The sequence below is a fragment of the Bacteroides sp. 44_46 genome (genome assembly GCF_001915465.1).
Classification (GTDB): Bacteria; Bacteroidota; Bacteroidia; order Bacteroidales; family Bacteroidaceae; genus Bacteroides; species Bacteroides clarus.
On sequence record NZ_MNQO01000020.1, the window covers coordinates 467,644 to 483,301 of the forward strand.

General features: G+C 41.7%; 12 protein-coding genes and 1 riboswitch. Of the genes, 6 read left to right on the top strand and 6 right to left on the bottom strand.

The window, feature by feature from the left end; translation table 11 throughout:
- Positions 1 to 9 precede the first annotated feature (9 nt).
- Positions 10 to 3,207: a SusC/RagA family TonB-linked outer membrane protein gene (locus BHV73_RS14530; RefSeq protein ID WP_022219696.1), complete on the bottom strand. Its 3,198-nt coding sequence runs from the start codon at positions 3,205 to 3,207 to the stop codon at positions 10 to 12.
- A 399-nt stretch (positions 3,208 to 3,606) separates the two neighbouring features.
- Entirely contained in the window at positions 3,607 to 4,809 is a 1,203-nt protein-coding gene (locus tag BHV73_RS14535; protein WP_195621884.1) for a hypothetical protein, read from the bottom strand.
- Positions 4,810 to 5,001: 192 nt separating this feature from the next.
- On the opposite strand from BHV73_RS14535, the gene phoB reads away from it, so the two are divergent.
- The 4 genes from phoB to BHV73_RS14555 all read left to right on the top strand — a co-directional run bounded on the left by phoB (position 5,002) and on the right by BHV73_RS14555 (position 9,709).
- Positions 5,002 to 5,691, top strand: coding sequence for a two-component system response regulator PhoB (phoB, locus tag BHV73_RS14540; RefSeq protein ID WP_087413701.1), 690 nt, complete (start codon positions 5,002 to 5,004; stop codon positions 5,689 to 5,691).
- On the top strand, positions 5,666 to 7,462 hold the full coding sequence (gene phoR, locus BHV73_RS14545) for a two-component system sensor histidine kinase PhoR (RefSeq protein WP_009120524.1): 1,797 nt from the start codon (positions 5,666 to 5,668) through the stop codon (positions 7,460 to 7,462). Before phoB ends, phoR begins: the two co-directional genes overlap by 26 nt.
- A 34-nt stretch (positions 7,463 to 7,496) precedes the next feature.
- A riboswitch (cobalamin riboswitch) is annotated at positions 7,497 to 7,705 on the top strand.
- A gap of 275 nt (positions 7,706 to 7,980) precedes the next feature.
- The gene (gene tnaA, locus BHV73_RS14550) at positions 7,981 to 9,354 is read left to right on the top strand and encodes a tryptophanase TnaA (RefSeq protein WP_087413700.1); all 1,374 of its coding nucleotides are present in this window, start codon (positions 7,981 to 7,983) and stop codon (positions 9,352 to 9,354) included.
- 55 nt (positions 9,355 to 9,409) lie between these two features.
- Positions 9,410 to 9,709 (top strand): GNAT family N-acetyltransferase, encoded by a 300-nt coding sequence (locus BHV73_RS14555; protein ID WP_009120522.1) that lies wholly within the window; start codon positions 9,410 to 9,412, stop codon positions 9,707 to 9,709.
- A 4-nt stretch (positions 9,710 to 9,713) separates the two neighbouring features.
- Here the strand turns inward: BHV73_RS14555 and BHV73_RS14560 are convergent, their stop codons facing one another.
- The 4 genes from BHV73_RS14560 to mutY all read right to left on the bottom strand — a co-directional run bounded on the left by BHV73_RS14560 (position 9,714) and on the right by mutY (position 13,299).
- Positions 9,714 to 10,343, bottom strand: a complete 630-nt coding sequence (locus BHV73_RS14560; RefSeq protein WP_087413699.1) for a 4'-phosphopantetheinyl transferase family protein — start codon at positions 10,341 to 10,343, stop codon at positions 9,714 to 9,716.
- A complete protein-coding gene (gldE, locus tag BHV73_RS14565; protein ID WP_087413698.1) occupies positions 10,343 to 11,695 on the bottom strand; it encodes a gliding motility-associated protein GldE in 1,353 nt (450 codons plus the stop codon). Before gldE ends, BHV73_RS14560 begins: the two co-directional genes overlap by 1 nt.
- A 23-nt stretch (positions 11,696 to 11,718) precedes the next feature.
- Positions 11,719 to 12,174 carry a single-stranded DNA-binding protein gene (locus BHV73_RS14570; RefSeq protein ID WP_009120519.1) on the bottom strand — a complete coding sequence of 152 codons (456 nt, stop codon included), beginning with the start codon at positions 12,172 to 12,174 and terminating at the stop codon, positions 11,719 to 11,721.
- A gap of 72 nt (positions 12,175 to 12,246) precedes the next feature.
- Entirely contained in the window at positions 12,247 to 13,299 is a 1,053-nt protein-coding gene (gene mutY / locus BHV73_RS14575; RefSeq protein ID WP_087413697.1) for an A/G-specific adenine glycosylase, read from the bottom strand.
- Positions 13,300 to 13,484: 185 nt separating this feature from the next.
- Between mutY and BHV73_RS14580 the strand changes: the two genes are divergently transcribed.
- A complete protein-coding gene (locus tag BHV73_RS14580; protein ID WP_004290360.1) occupies positions 13,485 to 13,760 on the top strand; it encodes an HU family DNA-binding protein in 276 nt (91 codons plus the stop codon).
- 307 nt (positions 13,761 to 14,067) lie between these two features.
- Entirely contained in the window at positions 14,068 to 15,642 is a 1,575-nt protein-coding gene (locus tag BHV73_RS14585; protein WP_022219685.1) for an Rne/Rng family ribonuclease, read from the top strand.
- Positions 15,643 to 15,658 lie beyond the last annotated feature (16 nt).

Below are 15,658 nucleotides of genomic sequence, written 5' to 3' on the forward strand. Positions count from 1 at the left end.
AATCCGTTATTAGAATGTAAGATTAATGCCAAACGACATGCCGGCTGTAGCCGGAACACCGCAATAGTCAATACCTGCAGAGCCGGAACCACCTGTACCGGAACCGGAAACGCATGTTTCGGGGTCCATACCTTTATAGTTTGTCCAGACAAACAGGTTGGTTCCTGTAATCGTGGCAGTCAGTCCCTTGATTATATTTTGTTTCTTCAACAGATCCTTGAAATCGTAGGACAAAGAAATAGAACGCAAACGCAACCAATTGGTATCGGTAATAAAGTTGTAAGCATTCTTTGCGTAGTTCTTATAATATTCCTGAATCATATACTTACCGGAACGGGTAGAATTACCAACCTGATAAGTTTCATTGGCATTATAAGTAATAGTTTTGGTTTCATAAGCAGGTTTCGCCGTAGTACCTGTATTGACAACGCCTGTAAACGATACGGACTCTCTGTTTATTGTCTTCGTACTCAGTCCTTTCGTTACGAGGTAGTATTCGGTACCGTTATAGATATCGCCACCCAAACGTATATCGAACAAGAAGGAAAGATTGAAATTCTTATAACTGAAACTGTTGTTAAAACCACCTATCAGCTTCGGCTCACGGTTACCCACAATATTGGTTTCAACTTGCGTATCTTTATATAAGCCGGTAGAGGCATCGATTACATTATACATCTTACCATCAGGTCCTTGAGCCGTTTCGTACTTATTACCCGTCAATCCTAAGAAATAACCGCCATTCGGTATTGAACCGGCTTTAGCCGCACCAATCTGCGCATCTGTCACATAGAAAATATCTACGCCGTCGATAAAGTCACCCAAACGTCCGCGATTACCGGAAAGATTTAATGTTGTTTCCCATTGGAAATCTCTTGTTACAATAGGCTTACCCGTAATCGAGAGTTCCATACCCTTGTTCTCTACCGATCCGCCATTCAGTGTAAGGAAGATATATCCGGTAGACTGTGCTAAACGCGGTGCACAGATTTGGTCTTTCGTCTTGCTTTGATAGTAGGTATAATCAAATCCTAAACGTCCGTTAAAGAAACGCATTTCCAAACCTAATTCATAAGAATCCTGTATCTCGGGCTTCAAACCGACACTACCGCCTGTCCAACTATTACCCATACCGTACTTGCCGCCATTCAGTGTAGCCACAGGCCACATATAATAACCTAAAGAATACGCATCAGCGTCCTTACCGACCCGTGCCCAGGATGCGCGAATCTTACCGAATGAAAGTACATTATTCTTCGGCAACAATTCGGTAAATACGAATGAGCCGCTTACAGACGGATAAAAATAAGAACGATTATTTACCGGCAATGTAGAAGACCAATCATTACGTCCGGTCACCGTCAAATAAACAAGGTTCTTGTAAGAGGCACGGAATTCTCCATAAAGACCTACCATACGTTTACGTACCGTACTCTCCTTGAAATACTGATTGGCTTTAATGATATTATTGAAGCTGTAAAGTCCTTCCGTTACAAAGTTATATCCCCAACGAGTATTATTCGTGGTCTTTGTAGCTTCCGTGGTGGTACCTACCAAAAGGTTCAAGTCGAAATCCCCGAAAGTCTTATGGAAGTTAGACATTACGTTCGTTGTTATATATTGATAGTTCACATCACCCTTAGACATATAACCGTTCTGATATATCTGCTTAACCGCACCGCCTGCGCGACGAAGCGTATTGGAACTGGTAGTATATTTATCAATACCTGCGCGTGCCGACACATCCCACCAGTCTGTCAGTTTCAAACTTGCGTTAAGAGCACCTGTAAAACGGGATGTTTCGTCTGTCAAAGTATTCTTATTCAGAATCCAATACGGGTTTTCTATATCATCTTCCAAATCCTGCAAGCCTTCCAATATACGGTATTTGCTACCATCATCATTCAGATAACGGCTCATTTGGTCATCGATAGGCCATCCGTAAACAGCGGTCATCGCGCCGTTACCTCCTTGTCCGTACAAGCCCGCGCTGGTCAACGTTTTATCGGTACTTGCCTGTGAATAAGAAACGTTGGCTCCTACTGTCAAGATACCGTATTTTTGTTCGCCATTAAAACGGAAAGTCGTCTTGTCATAACCTGTTGTAGGAATAATACCGGACTGATGATAATTGGAACCGGACAAATAGAAAGAACCGTTTTTGCTACCGCCGGATACACTGACACTGTTATCCCAAACACTGCTTCCCTGGAAGAAGTCACCTATATTATCATAAGCGGTCCCATCGATTCTGTCTCCCCAGGAATCCATTGTCTTATCAATAAAGGCACCGGAAGTATTATATTCTCCACGGCCATACAGATTCTGAACTTCCGGTAATTTATTAGCCCATGAATAGGTATATTTACTGCTTACATTTACTCTTACAGCGCCTTCTTCTCCTTTTTTGGTAGTGATGATAATAACACCGTTAGCGGCACGGGAGCCGTACAATGCGGCAGCCGCAGCACCTTTCAATACAGACATGCTTTCGATATCTTCAGGGTTAATATCCATTACACGGTTACTGAAAGTCGTCGCCGTTTTCGTCATACCATCGGTACCGGAATTACCGGTATTAACCGTAGAGTTATCATAGATAATACCGTCTACAACAAACAAAGGCTGATTGTCACGAGATTCACTGGCAGAATTACCACCACGAATTACGATATTGGAACCGGCACCGGCGGCACCACCGGCCTGCGTAATATTTACACCGGGAATTTTACCGGCCAAAGAGTTTACCACATTCGTTTGTTTATTCTTCATCAACTCTTTGGAGTTAATATCTGAAACCGAATAACCTAAGGCTTTTTTCTCTTTTTTAATACCCATCGCCGTTACAACAACCTCACTCAATGACTGGGTGTCATCTTTCAGGGTAACGGTATAGTCGCTTGCCGCTCCTACTTTCACTTCTTCCGTAGCATATCCGACAAATGAGACTACCAATGTGCTACCCACTGGAGCTTCTACCGAGAATTTTCCATTGATGTCAGTAACAGTACCCGTACCGGAACCTTTCACCAACACACTGGCTCCAATAATCGGTTCACCTGCAACATCCACTACTTTACCTGTGATTGTTTTAGCTTGCTGAGTACTCTGGGAACTTAGCACATTATCAGCGGCAACAGCTGAATATGGCACAGACACCCCAAACAATGCAAGCAACACTAATGATAAGCAATAATTTCTTTTCATAAGCTCTATTTATTTGGATTTGTTTGCAAATTTATAAATTAATTCAGCAAATCAAATAGTAGCCAGTTTAAAATATATTAAATAAATATTAATATATTTGCTTTTATGATTTTGTAATATTACCAAATACAAAATAACAAAATTCATTAATCCCTATCAAAAAAGCGTTATACACGACAGGTGAATACTCCTTTATTACCATGCGATTAATAATTTTATAGCATTTTCAAAAAGCAGGATTTTATTAGAAGGACAGTAATAGCATTAACTATTAAAAACAAATATTTAAAATAATAAAATATAGAAAAGGAAAATATATCAAAAATGAGACAGAACTTAATTACATAGAGTAAAAAAGTTCCCAGAGTACTTATAACCTTACAATTAACTTTATTTTAGTTATTTCCCTATTGGCTGTATCCGTCTTCTTACATCCTTGGATATTTCCAGAAACATATAATTCAATCTGCCTGAATGAATCCCCTTTTCATTCTCTTGATATTTCCGACTTGCATATTCCTTAGATTTATCAAAAGTTATACGGGACATTTGATTCTGTGTTTTCCCCACCATAGTAGAATCCAACTGTTCATCAGGAAAGAAATCATCCAAATCGACATCTCCAATCATAGTAGTCTCAAGAAATTTCATATCCTTATGATTCGCGTCAGTATAATAACCTACAAACATATGTCCGGGCGTACGTACCAGTATCGGCTCGATATTGATGGCACGGAGCAAAGAAGCAAACAAAACACTGCCGTCTACACAGTTAATCTGCGATGACTCCAAAGCATCATCAAACGTCCGGACTCGTTGCGAGAATACCACATTACTGGATAAACTCGTATTAGAAACAGAGCTATACCGGAAATTACGTTTCTGTAAAACATTCCACAATGCATAAACCTGATTATCGACAGCTTCAGGACTACCTTGATAACCAAGAAAACGGTTCACAATACGAGTATTCAATGCTTCACGCAATAGCTGGTCTATCATAGGGTTTTCTTCATTTACATACGCTGCAAAGAAAATGCCGGTATCATGAAATCTTGTACCTCCTGTAACATATCCCAATAAACACTCATTGATACTGCGCACCGAAAAAGTACGCACCCGTTGCCCCAGCTCTTTCCCGTTCATTTCTACCGTAATGGCAACACTAATCGGCTCCGCTTGATTATTATTCTTCAAAGCTTCATAATTCCAAATAACATCGGGATAGATTACATATTCAGTACGCGGTTTTGCCAATACAAATTCTGAAACAGAACGAGAGAAGAAAGGGGTTTCCGCAACTTCTATCCTCACCCGGCTATAAGCCTTTGTAGAGCGGACTTTCACTGCAATACAAGATTTGGGGTTCCCTACAAACATTGAGTCAGCCGGTACAATCACTTGAGCGTCTGTTGTTGCGACAGACAAAATGCTGGAAGGAAAAATATTACCGCCCAATTCATCCGTTATCTCAAAACCGGAACGGAAAGGAACGACGTTCAACCAAACCGAACCAATGATTACAACAGCCAATACAGCCACTATCAATGACATACGCCACTTAGATTGCCCCCACCTTGTTATATTCATTAATTCTTTCATATAGTCACCCTTCTTAAAACAACACAAAGATAATATTTAATTAACTGAAATAGAGATTTTGTAATCACAATGTAATACTTGTTTCATTCCATCGTAACAAAAACGCCGCAATTTTGTCGAAGAAAAGAAATAAAGTTTAACTTTGTAATAAAGAGACGCCGTATGTCTCTCTTTACATTAATAAGAAGTACAATGAACGAATACCGGATTTTAGTAGTAGACGACGAAGAAGATTTATGCGAAATCTTAAAGTTCAACCTTGAGAACGAAGGCTACGAAGTAGATACCGCAAATTCTGCCGAAGAAGCCTTAAAAATGGATATCAGTGCTTACGACTTGTTATTATTGGATGTGATGATGGGAGAAATCTCCGGATTCAAAATGGCAAGTATGCTAAAAAAGGAAAAGAAAACAGCCAAAGTCCCTATCATTTTCATTACTGCCAAAGATACGGAAAACGATACGGTAACCGGATTTAATTTAGGCGCGGATGACTATATTTCCAAACCATTCTCTTTACGAGAAGTAGCAGCACGCGTCAAAGCCGTGTTACGTCGTACACAGCAAGCTGAAACCGAACGCGCGCCGGAACAAATCGTCTACAAATCATTAGTGCTCGATATCATAAAAAAGAAAGTAAGCATAGATGGAGAGGAAGCGCCTCTTACCAAGAAAGAGTTTGAAATACTGCTCTTGCTACTGCAAAACAAGGGACGTGTATTTTCCCGTGAAGACATATTAAGCCGCATCTGGAGTGACGAAGTATATGTGCTGGACCGCACCATAGACGTAAACATCACCCGCCTGCGCAAAAAAATAGGAATATATGGCAAATGCATTGTAACTCGTTTAGGATATGGTTATTGCTTCGAAGCCGAATAATGACAGGCATTTTTTGTCATTCAGCCGGAAGTTATTCCTTTCGGTAATCTCATTGTTTCTTGTTTTTGCAACCTGTTTTATTGCTTATCAATATCAACGGGAGAAAGAGTATAAAGTCGAGCTACTTGACACGCAACTCCAAGACTATAACGAACGCCTGCAACAAGAGCTGCGAAATATTCCGGACAGTTTATGGACATCTGCCTTAAACCGGTATATAGCCAAAGGTCCACACAAAGACCTTCGTGTTACTATCGTAAATCTGCAAGGTCACGTGCTTTACGACAGTTGCGATGAAACTTCCCAAGAAGTATTCAGCAATCACATCAATCGTCAGGAAGTCCAAGAAGCATTAAAAGACGGTAAAGGATATGATTTAAGACGTACCTCCGAAACTACAGGTATACCTTATTTCTATTCGGCAACTCTCTATCCCGATTATATCATCCGCTCGGCATTGCCCTATAATGTAAACCTTATAAACAGCCTGGCTGCCGACCCGCATTACCTTTGGTTTACAGCCATCGTAACCTTATTGCTGATATTCGTCTTCTACAAGTTTACATCCAAACTGGGTACCGCAATCAATCACCTGCGCGAATTTGCCAAGCGTGCCGACAAGAACGAACCGGTGGAAACCGATATACAATCCGCTTTTCCGCACAATGAGCTCGGCGAGATTTCCCAGCACATCATACAGATATACAGACGCTTGCGTGAAACTAAAGAAGCGCTGTACATTGAACGCGAAAAGCTTATCACCCATCTGCAAACCGCCCGTGAAGGATTGGGAGTGTTCACCAAAGACAAGAAGGAAATTCTTGTCAATAACCTTTTCACCCAATACGGCAACCTCATTTCCGACTCTAACTTGCAGACCACAGAAGAGATATTCTCCATCTGTGAGTTCCAGAAGATTACCGACTTCATCAGCAAGGCGCAAAAACGGCCTTCGGATAAAGAAGAAAAACGGCTATCCATCAATATTAATAAAAACGGACGCATATTCATTGTAGAATGTATCATCTTCCAAGACTTGAGTTTTGAAATCTCCATCAACGACATCACTCTGGAAGAAGAACAGATACGCCTGAAACGGCAGCTCACGCAGAACATCGCCCACGAGCTGAAAACTCCCGTAAGCAGCATTCAGGGGTATCTGGAAACCATCGTCAACAACGAGAACATCTCGCATGAAAAGATGCAGACCTTCCTCGAACGCTGCTATGCCCAAAGCAATCGCCTCAGCCGCCTGTTGCGGGATATCTCCGTACTGACACGTATGGATGAAGCCGCCAATATGATTGATATGGAAAAGGTAGACATCAGCATGCTTGTCACCAATATAGTCAATGAAGTATCATTGGAACTGGAAGAAAAGCGTATTACGGTAGTCAACAGCTTACAACCCAAAATACAGTTAAAAGGCAACTACTCACTGCTATACTCCATATTCCGCAATCTGATGGATAATGCCATAGCCTATGCCGGCACCGATATTCACATCAACATCAATTGTTTCCGTGAAGATGAGAACTTCTATTATTTCAGTTTTGCGGATACAGGAATAGGAGTTTCACCGGAGCATCTGAATCGTTTGTTCGAACGCTTTTATCGCGTAGACAAAGGACGTTCGCGAAAATTAGGCGGTACGGGCTTAGGACTTGCCATCGTAAAAAATGCCGTCATCATTCATGGCGGAACAATTTCCGCCAAAAATAATCAAGGTGGCGGACTGGAGTTTGTATTTACATTGGCAAAGGAGAAATAAATTCTCTTATTCGGTTTTGTTTGTTACTTTTTTCATTATCTTTGCAATGCATTGGTTTGCCCCTTTTTTCAAAGGGGGCAATTAAAAGGGAATCAGGTGTAAGTCCTGAACAGTCCCGCTGCTGTAAGTTTCACATAATGTTGCAGACAATAAATTCTCTCTCCATGCCACTGGATATGTTGTCCGGGAAGGCTGTCTGCAACAGAAACAAGTCAGAAGACCTGCCATGCGTTATCTTATCATTGCTTTCGAGGAAAAAGCGTTGAGTCTAATGAGCCGGATAAATTCTATCCAATCATTTCATTCATCAAAACTCTTTCAAAGAAAGTAAAAAGAGAATAAACTCTGCCAAGTTTATTTAAATGATGTCCGGCCGAAGTGATTCGTCCGGACATTTGTTTTACAAAAAGTCACAAAAAACATTGCCAATCATCCATAAAACCCCTATATTCGGCACATAAAACGCAAAAACGGATTCATCCGTTGACCTATTGTCGAACTTATAAAAAAAAGAATCTATGGAATTACCATTCGCCGAATCATGGAAAATCAAAATGGTGGAGCCTATCCGTAAAAGCACCCGCCAGGAGCGTGAACAGTGGTTGAAAGAAGCTCATTACAATGTTTTTCAACTAAAATCAGAACAAGTTTATATTGACCTTATCACCGATTCGGGAACAGGAGCCATGAGCGATCGACAATGGGCCGGTATCATGCTCGGAGATGAAAGTTACGCCGGCGCTTCCTCTTTCTTCAATCTGAAAGAAGTTATTACCCGTCTGACAGGTTTTGAATATATCATTCCTACACATCAAGGACGTGCCGCCGAAAATGTTTTATTCTCTCATCTGGTGCACGCTGGAGATATTGTACCGGGAAATTCGCATTTTGATACCACCAAAGGGCATATTGAAAGCCGAAAGGCAATCGCACTGGACTGCACAATAGACGAAGCGCGACAAACACAACTGGAAATTCCCTTTAAAGGTAACGTAGATCCTGCAAAACTGGAAAAGGCCTTAGAAGAACATAATGACCGCATACCATTCATCATTGTTACCATCACCAACAATACAGCCGGCGGGCAACCGGTTTCCATGCAAAACTTGCGCGAAGTCCGAAATATCGCGGACAAGTACAACAAACCTGTTCTGTTCGACTCTGCCCGTTTTGCCGAAAACGCCTATTTCATTAAAACACGCGAGGAAGGTTACAAAGACAAGAGTATAAAGGAAATAACCAAAGAGATGTTCGCTCTTGCAGACGGTATGACCATGAGTGCCAAGAAAGACGGCATCGTAAACATAGGAGGATTTATCGCAACCCGCCGTCAGGACTGGTATGAAGGAGCAAAAGGATTCTGTGTACAATTCGAAGGTTACCTTACTTATGGCGGTATGAACGGCCGCGATATGAATGCACTCGCTATCGGCTTGGATGAAAACACCGAATTCGATAATCTTGAAACCCGTATTCGCCAAATAGAATACCTGGCTAAAAAATTAGATGAATACGGAATACCGTATCAACGTCCCGCCGGAGGACATGCGATTTTTGTAGATGCTCCCAAAGTTTTGACACATGTTCCTAAAGAAGAGTTTCCTGCGCAGACTTTGACCGTCGAGCTATATCTGGAAGCCGGAATACGCGGGTGTGAAATCGGTTATCTACTTGCCGACCGTGATCCCGTTACCCGTGAAAACCGCTTCAACGGATTGGATTTACTCCGACTGGCCATTCCACGCCGCGTATACACGGATAACCACATGAATGTAATCGCCGCCGCGCTTAAAAATGTATATGATAGGCGTGAAACAATTACCAGAGGAGTACGCATCGCCTGGGAAGCTCCGTTAATGCGTCACTTCACAGTGCAGTTGGAAAGGCTGTAAAAAAACTTTTCTGCCATAATGAATGTTATATGACTAAACATCAGCATTTACAATTATGGCAGAAAATTATGAATTAATAGACAACAAGGAGCGCCATCAGTATGAGTTCCATGTCGAAAAGTATACCCCAAGAATAGAGTATATTAAATCAATTAATGGCGAAATATTTCTAACGCATACAGAAGTTCCCGCCGGTTTAGGCGGCAGAGGTATTGGCAGCCAGCTTGTTGAAAAAACATTGCAGGACATTGAAAGGCAGCAACTCCGCTTGGTTCCTTTATGTCCATTTATAGCGGGTTATATTCACAAACATCCGGAATGGAGACGGATTGTCCTAAGAGGTGTTCACGTTTAATAAGCTACAAGCTCAACGTTAGTACAAAATCCGGAAACAAGTAGTAGTGAATCTGAAAATTCCGTTTCTCCGCTGTACGATATTCCGCAGCGGAGAATACTCCTTGTTCGTCAATTATAAAAGGCATTACATGCAAATGTTCCCGAAAATCGACATCGAAAGCATTCATACATTTAAACATGGTTTCTTTTGCAGACCAGTGAAGTAACAACGACCAAGTTTCCGTACCCCTGAATAGTGATTCTTGTTCGTCCGCACGCATAAATTTATGCGCCACTTTCCGTACCCGTCCGCTATAATACTCGATATCAATACCTACTTCTTTCTTTGGCTCACCTAATAAGACAGCGACATAACCTTTTGTATGCGAAATACTGATAGAAAAAGAGCCGTCTGCCAAATAAGGCTTTCCATTAGAATAATAGCGTATTTCTTTCTCCTCACCAAGCATTGTATACAACAACACACGCACAGCCAGCCACTCCAATCTACGAGAACCGGCTGCAAATTTCCCGATCCCCTCTTCATATTTCCCTTTATGAGGAAGTAAGGCAAGCATTTCTTCCAGGCTTTCACTTGTTTTCCAGATACCCCATCTGTATGAATTCTCTGTATATTGTTTAAAAACGGGCATTATTTCTCTGTTTCAGTACCTTCCCGAACCGGCTCATTAATTGTAAACTTCACCTTTAAGATACGGCGGTTATCCATTTCAAGAACCTCAAATTCATAACAATCATAGGTCACTTTCTCATGAAGTGCCGGGAACTCCCCTTTCAACTCAAGCAAAAGCCCCGCCAAAGTATCGGCGTCACCTGCCACCTCATCAAAGGTTTCTTCATCTATCTTGGTTATCTTATAGAAATCCGTCAGTTGTGTTTTAGCCTCAAACACCCATGTATGGTCATTGAGTACAGCATATGTACGCTCTTCATCATCGTATTCATCACGAATCTCGCCCACAATCTCTTCAATAATATCTTCCATCGTAACAATACCCGACGTTCCTCCGAATTCATCCACCACAATAGCGATATGAATCTTGTTTGCCTGAAAATCACGCAACAAATCATCAATCATCTTGGTTTCCGGAACAAAATACGCCGGACGAATCAATGACTGCCAACGGAAATTATCCCCCTTATTCAGATGAGGGAGCAAGTCCTTGATATAAAGCACCCCCTTTATATTGTCACGCGTCTCCGCATAAACGGGAATACGCGAATAAGCATTCTCCACGATACACTTCAACACATCCTTAAAAGGAGTACGGATTTCCAAGTCAACCACATCCAAACGCGATGTCATGACTTCCTTGGCCGTTTCACCACCAAAGCGAATGATGCCCTCCAAAATATTATTTTCTTCCGAGAGCTCGGCTTTATCCGTCAACTCCAACGCATGCGAAAGTTCATCTACTGAAATATTATGATTCTTACGCACAAAATGCTTATTAAGAAACGAAGTAGAGCGTACCAGTATTGACGATAACGGATAGAATATGGAACGGCATGCCATGATACCGGGAGCTGCAAAACGGCAAAAAGCCAATGTTTTTTGCGCCGAATAAATCTTCGGCATAATCTCACCGAAAAGCAGCAACAGGAAAGTCAACACAACCGTCAGGATTAAAAACTCCGCAATGGCTGAATGGAATTGGAACACATTCATAAAAAAGAAATTGCAGAGCATGATAATCGTTACATTCACGAAGTTGTTCGTAATCAGTATCGTGGCTAACAATCGTTCTGTATCATCCAATAGATTTTTGATTTTCCCGTCAGAAGGGTGTTTCCCCTCTTCAACAGAATTCAAATCGGACGGCGAGAGTGAAAAGAATGCTATTTCGGAAGCCGAAGCAAAACCGGAAGCAAGTAAAAGCACACCTGCCAATACAATGGCTATAATAGCCGAAACAGAAGGAGCATGTACGGTTATACCGTTAAATATATCCGCCAACTGGCATAAATAAGCGTCTGGGTCCAAAGATTTTGGTTTTAGTTAAACAATTAGAACGGTAAATCGTCCGTCGGATTATTTTGCGCAGGAGTAACCTGCGATTGTGTTGACTGTACGGGAGCACCCGTTTGTCCGGGCATACCGGCCTGCGGCGCGGTTCCGGGCACTGCGCTTCTCGCAGAGAGCATTTCCATGTTATCCACAAAAATTTCTGTTACATAGCGTTTCGCACCGGTCTGATCATCATACGAACGAGTCCGTATTTTACCTTCCACATAAAGCTTGTCTCCCTTATGCACGTATTTCTCAGCCGTTTCCGCCAGTCCGCGCCAAAGGACAAGATTATGCCACTCCGTACGTTCAGGAACTTGCGTTCCATTTGCCAATGTATAGGCACGGTCTGAAGTAGCCAAAGGGAAAGTAGCGACAGCTACACCGGTATCAAGGTATCTCACCTCAGGGTCTCTGCCTACATTTCCTAATAATATCACTTTATTTACTGACATACGCTTTCAACTTTAAAATTTGTTGCCAAAATTAACGAGAATAACAACATCATGCAAGAATACAGCCAACTTTTATACATACTTCTCCAAAAAAGCATGTACTAAACGAGATACCGGATATTGCTCCAAATCTTCCATTCCGATACACTGATATTCCGAAAAAGAACGGGAATTCTCCGGCAAAACAACTTCATAAAAGTTAGCATAAATCACACGATGAGACAAAACATGTTTCACATTCCGAAGCACCGAACGTACTTCCGGTATCTCCCCCTCCACCATAAGTGAGCGAAAGGAAACCGATGACAAAAACTCCTCTTCCGATAAATCCCTGTCTGTTTCAACCAATGGCAACTCAAACAAATTTTTCCAAATATCATCGGCCGTTCGTTTATGTATAAAGGTACACGCGCCCATGCGTACATATATATAATTAAAGTAACGGTTAGACGTCTTTATCCTATGCTGCTTCACGGGAAGCTGCATAACCAGCCCTTTCGATAAAGCGGTACAACTATCCGCCAAAGGGCAAAACATACAATTAGGCGACTGTGGCGTACACTGAATAGCCCCGAAATCCATTATGGCCTGATTATACGCAGCCGGCCGGGATTTATCAAGCATTTCATCGGCTAAAGCTGCAAAAAGTTTCTTCCCTTCCGTAGAGTCAATAGGAGTGTCGATACCCCAATAGCGGGAAAGCACACGATATACATTTCCGTCCACTACCGCATAAGGCATATTATAGGCTATGGAACAAATAGCGGCAGCCGTATAGTCCCCTACTCCTTTCAAGGCACGGACTTCCTGATAGCTTTCCGGAAACTTACCGTTCATACTCTTGGCAGCGGCATGCAGATTACGGGCACGAGAGTAATATCCCAATCCCTGCCAATATTTCAAGACCTCGTCTTCCGAAGCCGAAGCCAAAGTTTCCACATCAGGAAAACGGCGGATGAAACGAAGGAAATACTCATATCCTTGCGCCACTCTCGTCTGCTGTAAAATAATCTCAGAAATCCATATCCGGTAAGGATCGGCAGTATCCCTCCAAGGCAAATCGCGTTTATTGTCCGCATACCAATCCAATAAAATTTCAGTCAATCTATTCATATATAGTTCCATACCCCAAAAGGATGCAGTCCTTTTTTCGAAAGAACAAAAATACAGTTTTTCAGTCTAACAAAGCTTAATGCTTTGACTTTTTTCAAAAAATGTCCAGAATATATTTTTTAGAGCCGCCAAAAAGCTATATATTTGCAGTCCAAAAAATTAGAAAACTATAGTAATAATATTTTTTTTAAGAAAAAATGACTAAAGCTGATATTGTAAACGAAATTACAAAGAACACCGGAATTGACAAAGTCACAGTACTTACAACCGTTGAAGCGTTCATGGACGCAGTGAAGGCATCTTTATCTAAAGATGAAAATGTTTATCTCCGCGGGTTTGGTAGTTTTGTAGTGAAGAAAAGAGCTCAGAAAACAGCTCGTAACATCTCAAAGAACACTACTATCATCATTCCGGAACACAACATTCCGGCTTTTAAACCTGCCAAGACATTCACCATTGCTGTGAAAAAATAATAAACAATTAGTATTAACCCATAAAATTTTGAAGCTATGCCAAGCGGAAAGAAGAAAAAAAGACATAAAATGTCTACGCACAAGCGTAAAAAAAGACTAAGAAAGAACAGACATAAAACAGACATAAAAGCAAAAAGTAATTTTTAGTCTGAAGGACAAAATAAAGAACAAACTTGTGAAGCTAATTGTCTCGCGGGTTTGTTCTTTGTTTAAGTATCAAACCGATACATCAATACACAACTATTGATGTATCGGTCAATCTGAACAGAAAATATCTGTATAATAAAAATGTAAAAAGCAAATTATTGTGACAAGCGAACTCGTTGTAGACGTACAGCCCAAAGAGGTCTCCATAGCTTTACTCGAAGATAAAAGCCTGGTAGAGCTTCAAAGCGAAGGAAGGAATATTTCCTTCTCTGTGGGCAATATGTATTTGGGACGCGTCAAGAAATTGATGCCGGGCCTGAATGCCTGCTTCGTGGACGTGGGTTACGAGAAAGACGCTTTTCTTCATTATCTGGACTTAGGTCCTCAATTTAACTCGTTAGAAAAATACGTAAAGCAGACTTTAAGCGATAAAAAGAAGCTTAATCCAATTACCAAAGCAACCATACTTCCCGATCTTGAAAAGGACGGAACAGTATCCAATACACTCAAGGTAGGACAAGAAGTAGTGGTGCAAATCGTAAAGGAACCTATCTCGACCAAAGGACCGCGCCTGACTTCCGAACTCTCTTTTGCCGGACGCTATCTCGTGCTAATTCCTTTCAACGATAAGGTTTCCGTATCACAAAAAATTAAATCGAGCGAAGAACGCGCCCGTCTCAAACAACTGCTGATGAGCATCAAGCCTAAGAATTTTGGTGTCATCGTCCGCACTGTCGCCGAAGGAAAACGCGTAGCCGAGCTTGACGGGGAGCTTAAAGTATTACTGAAACATTGGGAAGAAGCTATTACCAAAGTACAAAAAGCGACCAAGTATCCGACACTGATTTACGAAGAAACCAGCCGTGCCGTAGGTTTATTGCGCGACTTGTTCAATCCTTCCTTCGAAAACATCTACGTGAACAACGAAGCTGTCTTCAACGAAATCAAGGATTATGTAACACTCATCGCCCCTGAACGGGCAGGAATCGTAAAACTGTACAAAGGTCAACTTCCCATTTATGACAATTTCGGTATCACCAAGCAGATAAAGTCATCATTTGGCAAAACCGTTTCATACAAAAGCGGAGCTTACCTGATTATTGAGCACACTGAGGCGCTTCACGTAGTAGACGTGAACAGCGGTAACCGCACCAAGAATGCCAACGGGCAGGAAGCCAACGCACTGGAAGTGAATCTGGGAGCCGCTGATGAGCTGGCACGCCAATTGCGGCTAAGAGATATGGGTGGTATCATCGTGGTGGATTTCATTGACATGAATGAAGCCGAAAACAGACAAAAGCTTTACGAACGTATGTGCGCCAACATGCAGAAAGACAGGGCACGCCACAATATCCTGCCGCTCAGTAAATTCGGATTGATGCAAATCACGCGTCAGCGAGTACGCCCGGCAATGGATGTGAATACTACGGAAACCTGTCCGACCTGTTTCGGCAAAGGCACTATTAAATCGTCCATCCTCTTTACGGACACCTTAGAGAGTAAAATTGACTACCTTGTCAACAAACTGAAGATAAAGAAATTCTCGTTACACATCCACCCGTATATCGCTGCCTACATCAATCAGGGAGTTCTCTCACTGAAACGGAAATGGCAGATGAAATACGGATTCGGAATCAAGATTATTCCAAATCAGAAATTAGCGTTTCTGGAGTATATCTTCTACGATCCGCAAGGAGAAGAGATTGATATGAAGGAAGAAATCGAAATCAAATAAAAAAACGGCGAAGTCA

Excerpts from the sequence above, each read along its gene's own strand:
- BHV73_RS14530 (WP_022219696.1), bottom strand. The coding sequence starts at position 3,207 with ATGAAAAGAAATTATTGCTTATCATTAGTGTTGCTTGCATTGTTTGGG.
- BHV73_RS14535 (WP_195621884.1), bottom strand. The coding sequence starts at position 4,809 with ATGAAAGAATTAATGAATATAACAAGGTGGGGGCAATCTAAGTGGCGT.
- phoB (WP_087413701.1), top strand. The coding sequence starts at position 5,002 with ATGAACGAATACCGGATTTTAGTAGTAGACGACGAAGAAGATTTATGC.
- phoR (WP_009120524.1), top strand. The coding sequence starts at position 5,666 with ATGGTTATTGCTTCGAAGCCGAATAATGACAGGCATTTTTTGTCATTC.
- tnaA (WP_087413700.1), top strand. The coding sequence starts at position 7,981 with ATGGAATTACCATTCGCCGAATCATGGAAAATCAAAATGGTGGAGCCT.
- BHV73_RS14555 (WP_009120522.1), top strand. The coding sequence starts at position 9,410 with ATGGCAGAAAATTATGAATTAATAGACAACAAGGAGCGCCATCAGTAT.
- BHV73_RS14560 (WP_087413699.1), bottom strand. The coding sequence starts at position 10,343 with ATGCCCGTTTTTAAACAATATACAGAGAATTCATACAGATGGGGTATC.
- BHV73_RS14570 (WP_009120519.1), bottom strand. The coding sequence starts at position 12,174 with ATGTCAGTAAATAAAGTGATATTATTAGGAAATGTAGGCAGAGACCCT.
- mutY (WP_087413697.1), bottom strand. The coding sequence starts at position 13,299 with ATGGAACTATATATGAATAGATTGACTGAAATTTTATTGGATTGGTAT.
- BHV73_RS14580 (WP_004290360.1), top strand. The coding sequence starts at position 13,485 with ATGACTAAAGCTGATATTGTAAACGAAATTACAAAGAACACCGGAATT.